The organism is Tolypothrix sp. FACHB-123 (genome assembly GCF_014697075.1).
GTDB lineage: Bacteria > Cyanobacteriota > Cyanobacteriia > Cyanobacteriales > Nostocaceae > Aulosira.
This window is the reverse complement of the sequence record NZ_JACJRE010000053.1, coordinates 41,580-50,359: the sequence shown is the minus strand read 5'-3', so window position 1 is coordinate 50,359 and position 8,780 is coordinate 41,580. Positions and strand designations below refer to the sequence as shown.

General features: G+C 40.2%; 7 protein-coding genes. 2 read left to right on the top strand and 5 right to left on the bottom strand.

Features of this window, described 5'->3' with window-relative positions; translation table 11 throughout:
* Together H6G41_RS26565 and H6G41_RS26560 are read left to right on the top strand one after the other, a co-directional pair.
* The coding region (locus tag H6G41_RS26565) for a DUF938 domain-containing protein (RefSeq protein WP_190750214.1) at positions 1-212 on the top strand (212 nt) is incomplete at its 5' end.
* 408 nt (positions 213-620) lie between these two features.
* Positions 621-1,871 carry a caspase family protein gene (locus tag H6G41_RS26560; protein WP_190750212.1) on the top strand — a complete coding sequence of 417 codons (1,251 nt, stop codon included), beginning with the start codon at positions 621-623 and terminating at the stop codon, positions 1,869-1,871.
* A 309-nt stretch (positions 1,872-2,180) separates the two neighbouring features.
* Here H6G41_RS26560 and H6G41_RS26555 read toward each other — a convergent pair whose 3' ends face one another.
* The 5 genes from H6G41_RS26555 to H6G41_RS26535 form a co-directional block, all read right to left on the bottom strand.
* Entirely contained in the window at positions 2,181-4,448 is a 2,268-nt protein-coding gene (locus tag H6G41_RS26555; RefSeq protein WP_190750210.1) for a caspase family protein, read from the bottom strand.
* Between the two features lie 136 nt (positions 4,449-4,584).
* Positions 4,585-7,785, bottom strand: coding sequence for a CHAT domain-containing protein (locus H6G41_RS26550; protein WP_190750208.1), 3,201 nt, complete (start codon positions 7,783-7,785; stop codon positions 4,585-4,587).
* Positions 7,786-7,798: 13 nt separating this feature from the next.
* The gene (locus tag H6G41_RS26545; RefSeq protein WP_242038059.1) at positions 7,799-7,996 is read right to left on the bottom strand and encodes a CHAT domain-containing protein; all 198 of its coding nucleotides are present in this window, start codon (positions 7,994-7,996) and stop codon (positions 7,799-7,801) included.
* The gene (locus H6G41_RS36245) at positions 7,996-8,340 is read right to left on the bottom strand and encodes a tetratricopeptide repeat protein (RefSeq protein ID WP_199316323.1); all 345 of its coding nucleotides are present in this window, start codon (positions 8,338-8,340) and stop codon (positions 7,996-7,998) included. The genes H6G41_RS26545 and H6G41_RS36245 overlap by 1 nt, the downstream gene beginning before the upstream one ends.
* Positions 8,341-8,379: 39 nt before the next feature.
* The gene (locus H6G41_RS26535) at positions 8,380-8,655 is read right to left on the bottom strand and encodes a hypothetical protein (RefSeq protein ID WP_190750206.1); all 276 of its coding nucleotides are present in this window, start codon (positions 8,653-8,655) and stop codon (positions 8,380-8,382) included.
* Positions 8,656-8,780 lie beyond the last annotated feature (125 nt).

Here is an 8,780-nt window from a genome sequence, read left to right as displayed (position 1 = left end):
CCTCACTAAGTAATGCAGCTTTTGACGAATATTTACGCGCCCAAAACTCACAGTGGGGTGTGCGTAACTTGGATGATGTAGTGGCAGCAGCTAGGTCAGAAGATCTCATCTTAAAACAGATTTATCAAATGCCAGCAAATAATCTTTCAGTAGTATTTGAACGTTCTGCTAATGAAGGAATCATTCTTGGAGATTATAATTGTGTGACTTGACTCAAGATGATTCAAAGACTACATTCAAGCAGCATTTGTCTATAAAAGTACAATTTATCAGTAGTTTTACCGTGGTTTAAAGCTTACTGTATTTTTAATTCCCTCTGGGAAATATCGCTCAGAAAAATGCTACTTGTCGAGGCGATCGCGCATTGAGCTTTTACAACGCATTAACCAAAGAGCAAAAACAGCAGATACCACAAGAATATTTTGGCGCACATCGAACACAGCCTAACTCGACACTACCAAGGGATAAGCTTACGGCATGGCTACGCTTACCGCCAATAAAATAAGCTTGTTCTTGCCGAAATTGCTCTTACAGGATTTGCATATCCTTGAGTCACTGAGAAATACAGTAATTGTGACAGCTAACTGTTTAGTGTCTCATACTTAGACTAAGGAATAATCATGTCTTCATTTAAACGCCGTCATTTTCTGCTACTCGCAAGCTCGACCTTAGCAACATTAGGGTTAGAGCAATTGGGTATAAGTCAACAGGGGAGCTTTGATACTAAAGCTTATGCCCAAAACACACCGCGAAAATTAGCATTATTGGTGGGAATTAATGAATACTCTGATGGTGTGGCTCAGTTATCGGGTTGTGTTAATGACGTTGTATTGCAACGTGAGTTATTAATTCACCGCTTTGGTTTTAATCCTCAAGATATTTTGACTCTGACTGATAAACAAGCCACGCGCAAAGGTATCTTACAAGCCTTTGAGGAGCATTTGATTAAGCAAGCCAAACCAGGGGATGTGGTAGTATTTCACTTTTCTGGACATGGTTCACGAGTAATTGACGCGGATCGGGATCATCCAGATGGTTTTGTTAGTAGCTTGGTTGCTGTTGATAGTCAATTAGCATCGGAAAATTCTTCTAGCACCAAAGAGGTGACAGGACACACGCTTTGGCTGTTGATGGCAGCATTGAAGACGGAAAATGTGACTTTTGTCATCGATACTATCTATTCTGGCGGTTTAGTCAGTAGCCCATTGAAATCTTCTCAGTTAGAGGGGAAATTTCAAGTTAGTCCCGAAGAAAAGGCTTACCAAGCAAGTTGGTTACAACGTTTAGGTTTGTCAGCAGAGGAATTTATAAAACAACGGAGAATCGGAATACCTAAAGGAGTTGTGCTTGCAAGTGCAAGGCGCGATCAATTTGCCATCGATGCCAGCTTTAATGACTTTAATGCAGGACTATTTACTTATACTTTGACACAGTATCTCTGGCAGCAAAGTGGAAATCTAACTTTGGGTGAATCATTTGTGAATATTGCTCGCAATGTCAAGGCTTTAAGTTTTGAGCAAGGTAATTTTCAAGAGCCTGTACTTTTTGTTAAACCCAACAGCGATTATCAGCAACGTCCCATGTATTTTATTGGAGTACAAACACCGAGGGCAGAAGCGGTAATTACTCAAGTTAAGGAAAATCAAATAGAAATTTGGCTTGGTGGTGTTAATCCAAAAAATCTGGAGAACTTGAATCAAGGTGCTGTTTTTGAAATCATCAATGCTGAAGGTCAGCAGCAAGGAATAGTTAAGCTTGAAAGTCGTAAAGGATTGGTAGGATATGCAAAATTGCTAGAATCTCCAACATCTATATCACTAAAACCTGGACTGTTATTACGTGAGAGAGTTCGAGCAACACCTTCAAGATGATCGTTTACTTCTTAGAGGATGTTTTAAAAGTCCTGTCGTTGGTAGCAAAAAGTTTTAGATCCCCCTAAATCCCCCTTAAAAAGGGGAGGCAGTGCGTTGGGCGGGTTTCCCGACTTGAAGCAACTGCCGTGGACTTTGATTGTATTTCCCCCCTTAAAAAGGGGGGTAGGGGGGATCGATTAGTATCTAAAATCACAGCCAAAAACTTTTCAAACAACCTCTTAACTCTGAATTAAAACAAATGAGGTTAGGTATTTTACCTAACCTCCCATACATGAAACAATAACACTGTAAGTTTACTCAATTTTACTAACTCACTACTTCAAATGGAATCGAAATTACGGCTAATTTTGTAGTATCAACTCCACGTTCTCCCTCTGGAAGTTGGATATTTTCCACAAGAATTCCACCGCGAGTGCTTCTGTCTAAATCATCAAGCAAGTTATTAGTTAAGTCTAAAAATTCATCTCCGGTTGCTGTTATGACGCTGCGTTTACCAGCTTGTCCTTGGGAAACTGCGATCGCTTGGAGTTTCTCGAGTAAATCCCGTAAAGGTGTGGGACTGGCAATAATCAGTATTTCTGAAAAGCCCAGTGGCTCGCCAATATTTATCCTTGTGCCGCTACGTTGATGTTCAGCTTTGGGGATTAGTACTTTATCTCCACCTGCTATTGATGCGGCTAATATCGGTTCTTCTGACCAATCATAAGGAAAGAGATTTCCTATGTCTCCAGCACTATCTATACCTAAAATAGTGACGTAAAGAGGTACCGATTCTTGATTGTGAACATAGAAAGCTATTTTTGTGTCCAAGGGTAATTTTGGTATACCAGAATCGGAAATACTTACTGGTTTGGATGGTGCTGATTGGTTGCCATTGTCATTATTTGTTTTGGCTCCACGAGGTGTAAAAGTATTGGCGAGAGGTTCTTGACTATCAGCAATAATCATGGAAACAGAAATATTGATTTTTGATGTATTTTTATTACCAAGAATATTTTTGACCATTCTCGCAGCCCAGAATGATTTAAGTTTTGGTTGTAAGCGTTGCACTGCGGTATTTAATGTTTCGCCAGCATCATCAAAGGAATTAACAATAATTGTGTCTAAGGTAGGTGTAAATAAACCAAAGCTACCAATTGCAGGTAAATTTGGGATTTTTTGTTTCTGTAATTCTTGATATTTGGCTTGAGTCATCCGACCAAATATATATTGCACTTCTTTTTGTCGCAGAGGTAAGGCTTCAATACCAGGTATTGTTTGTAAAGCTTGTTTTGCTTGAGCAATGATATTACTATCAAGAGAACTATCATCAAGTCCGATTTTTAAAGTTATATCTTTAGGAATAGTGCGAATACGCTCTTGTAAAAAAGTTCCTTTTGCTAATGCTGTTTGAGTGCGTGTGTTGTCGAGTAATTTACCTTTAGCAAATAAGCCTTGACGGGATTCAATTTGTACATGTCCGCGTGCTTCCCCTTTTTCATCAATAATTGTTAAAGTTGCACTTTTATTGAAACCCTCTAGACTTTGGGGTTCGATTCCACCCAACCATAAATTTACTTGGTTGCCATTCACACCTGTAACTACGGCTTCTGCGGGAGTTGCTTTAGGAGGTAAAAAGTATAATGGGGAGTTGAGATTTGTGATGTTTCTTTCTATTTCTGCTTCTTGAAAACCGCCAGTATTCCATGCTATCGTGCGAGCATTATGGCGAACATAGGCGAAAGTTTTAGCAAAAGCTTCATTGCTATTTACCTGCCAAAGATATTGAGTTAAAGCGTAAGTAAAAGCTCCAGCACGAAAGTCACTAAATTGACCATCTACAGCAAATTGATCGGATTTCGCAGCTGTAATTACTATTCCCTTAGCAACATTTTGGCGGCGTTTGGTAATAAAATCTTGTTGTGACAGTGGGATTCTTTCTAATAATTTACGCTGTGTTTCATATTCATCTTTACTAGGTAAGAAATTACTTCCACCATCGCGGGAACGAACAGCAAAATTTCCCCGCTTTGTACCCCCTGAGTAACAACAATCTAATACCACAGTGACATTTGTGGTTTGCAATGCATACATGAGTAAAAACAGTGTGCCTCCCATAATATCTTGCACCACACCACCATTAGGAGGTAAGGAACTATCAACCGGGACAATTGTACCGTTAAGTCCACCGGGCATATCTTTATCTTTGACACGCGAACCATGTCCAGAAAAATGGAAGATTACAACATCACCAGGTTTGGCTTGCTTGATTAGGTGTTCGTCAAATGCTTGTAAAATACCTTGGCGTGTGGCTTGTGAGTCGGTTAAAGTCAGAATATTTTTTGCGTTAAAACCAAAGCGGTTGGTTAGTAACTCTTTTTGTAAGGAAACATCGGTTAAGCAACCTCCTAGAGTAGGTATGCTGTTTTTATAATCGTTTATTCCCACCAGTAACGCCAGTTTGCGGGGTGTATCTTGTGCTAAAGCTTTTGCGTAACGTTCTCCTTGACGCATGATATCTAACTGGCTGATACCCATTGTGGCTAAAGCAGAACCAGCGAATTGGATAAATTGACGGCGTTTGATGTAAGACATGGTGATTTTGGATTATTTGGTTATTTATATTTCTAGAAGTGAGGAGGATATGCAGTTTTGACCTCTCTCCAAACCTCTCTCCTTGCAGGAGAGAGGCTTTGAAATTCCCCATTCCCGTGCAGGGAAGGGGGTTAGGTCATTGAGATTCACCGATGAGGGTAAAAGCTGCCCATTGTGATGGATTTGAATATTTTTTCTTGGTGTCGAGCATGGCTTTTCTTAATGCTGTGGCTTTGTCCATTTTTTGTTGCAGATTTTGATAAAACTCGGTCATTAAAAATGCGGTTGAACCATCATCAACTGACCAGAGGGAGACGATGACACTGGGTACTCCTGCACTGATAAAAGAGCGAGATAAACCGATAACACCATCCCCAGTAATTCTTCCTCTACCTGTATCGCAAGCACTGAGAACTACTAAATTGGCTTTGAGTTCCAAGCCAAAAATTTCTTCTGCGGTGAGGAGTCCATCGCGTTTTTGCTCTTCTTTGCTGAGAGGGGATGAAAGGGAGTTAAGATTTTCTGGTGTTAGAGCAATCGAACTATCTAAACCACGAATATCATCAAATAATCCGTGGGTGGCAAAGTGAATAATTTGTGCTTGGGGTAAGCGTTGGACTACAGTGGATTCTGTAGCTTGTTTACCAAGTAAGGGTTGAATTTTAAATAAATTAGCAATAGCTTTTGCTTCTTTTTCTGCCCCATCTAAAGGTGGTAATTGTTGCGGTGTTTCGCCAATTTTTATTGTGACTTTGGGCATGATGGGATTACCCACAATCAGCATATTATTAGTCTGTAGGGGTTGGTTGCCAAGTTTTTGATATTGTTTTTTAGTTAAATCTAAAACCTGAATTGATGGAGATGTGAGGATGGTATGCTTTTCTATCAGGTATTTGCCGTTTTCGTCTTGTAATGCAGGGAAGGGAACTAGAAATAATGAGCTTTGCGGGATGAATACTACTTTATCAGTTTCTTTTTTGGGCAATAGGTCAGCGATGGGTGAGATTAATATTTCGTGGAGTTTTTGTAAGCGTTTTTTCTGAGTTTCTGGATTTGCTTGAGGTGGGTTTTCTATTTTTGCACCTCTGACACCAATTGATTGACGGCTAATTTTAACTAATTGCTCTAAATTGATATTTTCTTTTTGCCATAATGGTTTGAGGTCGGCTTTGCGGAATGTGACTTCACCCGTGGGTTTGATGACCCAAATATAAAGTTCTGATTCTTTTATTTCTCGTTTGCCATTAATTTTGAACTCATCATAAATAATTGAATATTGAATGAGGGTAGAATTTTGTGCTTTAGCAATTTGCTTAATCTCCCTAATATTTGTTGGCGTAGGAGGTTCTTCTTGCAAGTTAGCAGATAAGCGGGAAGCAAGTAGTTCGACAAATGCTCTTCCCCTTCCGCGTTCAGATATTTCTAAAGCAGCATCGGTTTTATTTTGGGCGATGAGAACTTGTTGTAAAATTCTATAGGTGTTGTTTTGAGTGTCAAAAAGTGAAACTTTGTTAGTATCAGCTAACTTTTTACCTCGCAGCGATTCTTTAACCTTAATTCCCTCATACAGAGTTTTCTCTGCGGCGGGAAGATTACCTCCTTTATAAAAAGCAATTCCTAGATTGTTTAAAGACGCTCCCTCGCCTAATCTATCTTTAATTTCCTGGGCGAGCGCTAAATTTTGCTTGTAGTAGTCAATGGCTTTCGGGTAGTCTCCCTGGTAAAGGTAGGCAGAACCAAGTTCTCTGAGTGAATGACTCTCGCCTTGACGGTCTTTGATTTCTCGGGCGATCACCAAACTTTGTTGTTGGTACTCAATGGCTTTGGAGTAGTTTCCCAAAGAACTGTAGGCATTACCAAGATTTCCCAGTGATTGACCCTCGCTTTGACGGTCTTTAATTTCTCGGGCGATCACCAACACTTGTTGAAAGTACTCAATAGCTTTGGGATAGTCTCCCAAGTCAAGGTAAACATTACCGATATTTCCAAGTGCATTACTCTCGCCTTTAGGGTCTTTGATTTCTCGGGTAATTACCAATTGCTGCTGAAAGTAGTCAATAGCTTTGGGGTAATCTCCCAGAGAAAGGTAAACACTACCGATATTTCCAAGTGAACTACTCTCACCTTGACGGTCTTTAATTTCCTGGGCGATCGCTAAACTTTGTTGTTGGTACTCAAGAGCTTTGGGGTAGTCTCCTAGAGAACGGTAGGCAACACCGATATTTCCCAGCGCAGACTTTTCACTTTGACGGTCTTTAATTTCCTGTGCGATCGCTAAAGTTTGTGTGTAGTACTCAATGGCTTTGGGGTAGTTTCCCAAAGAACTGTAGGCATTACCAAGATTTCCCAGTGATTTACCCTCGCCTTGACGGTCTTTAATTTCCCGTGCGATCGCCAAACTTTGTTGATGGTACTCAATGGCTTTGGGGTATTCTCCCAAGGAAAGGTAGGCAACACCGAGATTCGAGAGTGCATTTCCTTCAGTTTGACGGTCTTTAATTTCCCGTGCGATCGCCAAACTTTGTTGATGGTACTCAATGGCTTTCGGGTAATCTCTCAAGCTAAAGTAGGCAAGACCGAGATTTCCTAGTATTCTTCCCTCGCTTTGACGGTCTTTAATTTCTCGTACAATCGCCAAACTTTGCTGGTGGTACTCAATGGCTTTCGGATAGTTTCCTAGACTATCGTAAACATTACCGAGACTTCCCAGTACTCTTGCCTCAGTTGGACGGTCTTGAATTTTCCGTGCGATCGCCAAGCTTTGCTGATAGTACTCAATAGCTTTTGGGTAGTTTCCTAGATTATAATAGGCAATACCAAGATTTACTAGTGCTTTTCCTTCACCTTGATGGTCTTTAATTTCCCGTGCGATCGCCAAGCGCTGCTGTTGGTAGTTAATAGCTTTGGGGTAGTCTCCCAAGTAAAGGTACGCAACACCAAGATTTCCCAGTGAGGCACTCTCCAAATCACGGTCTTTGATTTCTCGTGCGATCGCCAAAACTTGCTGAAAGTATTCAATAGCTTTGGTGTAGTTTCCCAAATCAAGGTAGACAAGACCGATATTTCCCAATGTGGCATTTTCAAAATCACGGTCTTTGATTTCTCGGTAAATAATCAGCGCTTGCTGCCAAGATTGTAATGCGGCCTCAAACAGACTGGTTTGATACTGCTGAATACCTTGCTTAAAGAGTTTATCAGCTTCCGCTTTCCGTGCATCTACCGTCTGCGCCAAAACCCGCGATTCAGTAAACACCATCAACAAACTAGAACCGAACGAAGCCGAAAAAATAGCTAACAGACAAACCAACACACTTAAGCCCATTTTGCAGGAACGCATAGTCATACCCCCACTACAACAAATCAACCAACGTAAAACCAGCCCAATCGCGAGGATTTGGATACTTTTTCATCGTTTCCAGCATTGCTTGACGTAACGCACCCGCTTTATCCGTATTTCTGCTTAAATTACCATAAAACTCAGTAATCAGAAATGCGAGTGTTACAGATTCCCCTCCAAACAGATGGGAATCTGGGCTTAATATTTGCATTAACTAATTTGCTTTAGCAGGTCAAGTGCTGTCTTCATATTCTCAGTTTTACCCTCTCTTTTATACAGTTCCGCCGCTTGTTTTAAATCTGCAACTGCTCCCTGTTTATTACCTAAATTCCCCTGAGCAATACCACGCCAAAAATAAGCATGGGCGAAGTCTGAATCTAATTTTATTGCTTGATTAAAATCTGCTAGTGACTGTTCGTAGTCTTTTAAGTATAAGTAAGCATAACCTCTACCAAAGTATGAGTAATGGGAATTTGGCTCAATCCGAATTGCTTGATTAAAATCATCAACTGCGGGCTGATACTTTTCTAGTTGGATATATGCTAAACCTCGCAGTATATAAGCTCCATAATTATCTTTATCTTGTTGTAAAATTTAATTACAATTATCAATTACTTGGTCATAATTGCCCTTTTGTAGATACTCTGTTGCCTGATTTAATAAGGTCTCGATATTGTTACTATTTCCAGAGTTGTAGGTATGTGTAAATTGAGGGTTGATTGAGGGTGGCTGTAGTTGTGGCTTGAGTTGAGTTTGAGTTTGAGCAATCAGGATTGGTTCTGATTGATTGAGATTTTCTGCCAAAACTTTGGGACTAGAAATAACCGCACCTAATACAGCCATGCCAAGTGCTAGTGTGAATTTTTTCATTTTTTCGTTTCCTAAATTATTGATGATTGTTGGGTGATGTTGGCAAAAGAAAACTAGATACTTTCGGCAGAGTGAATTACAATTGTTTTTTCCGTTCTGGAAGTATCTTTTGCTTTCTTGGTTAT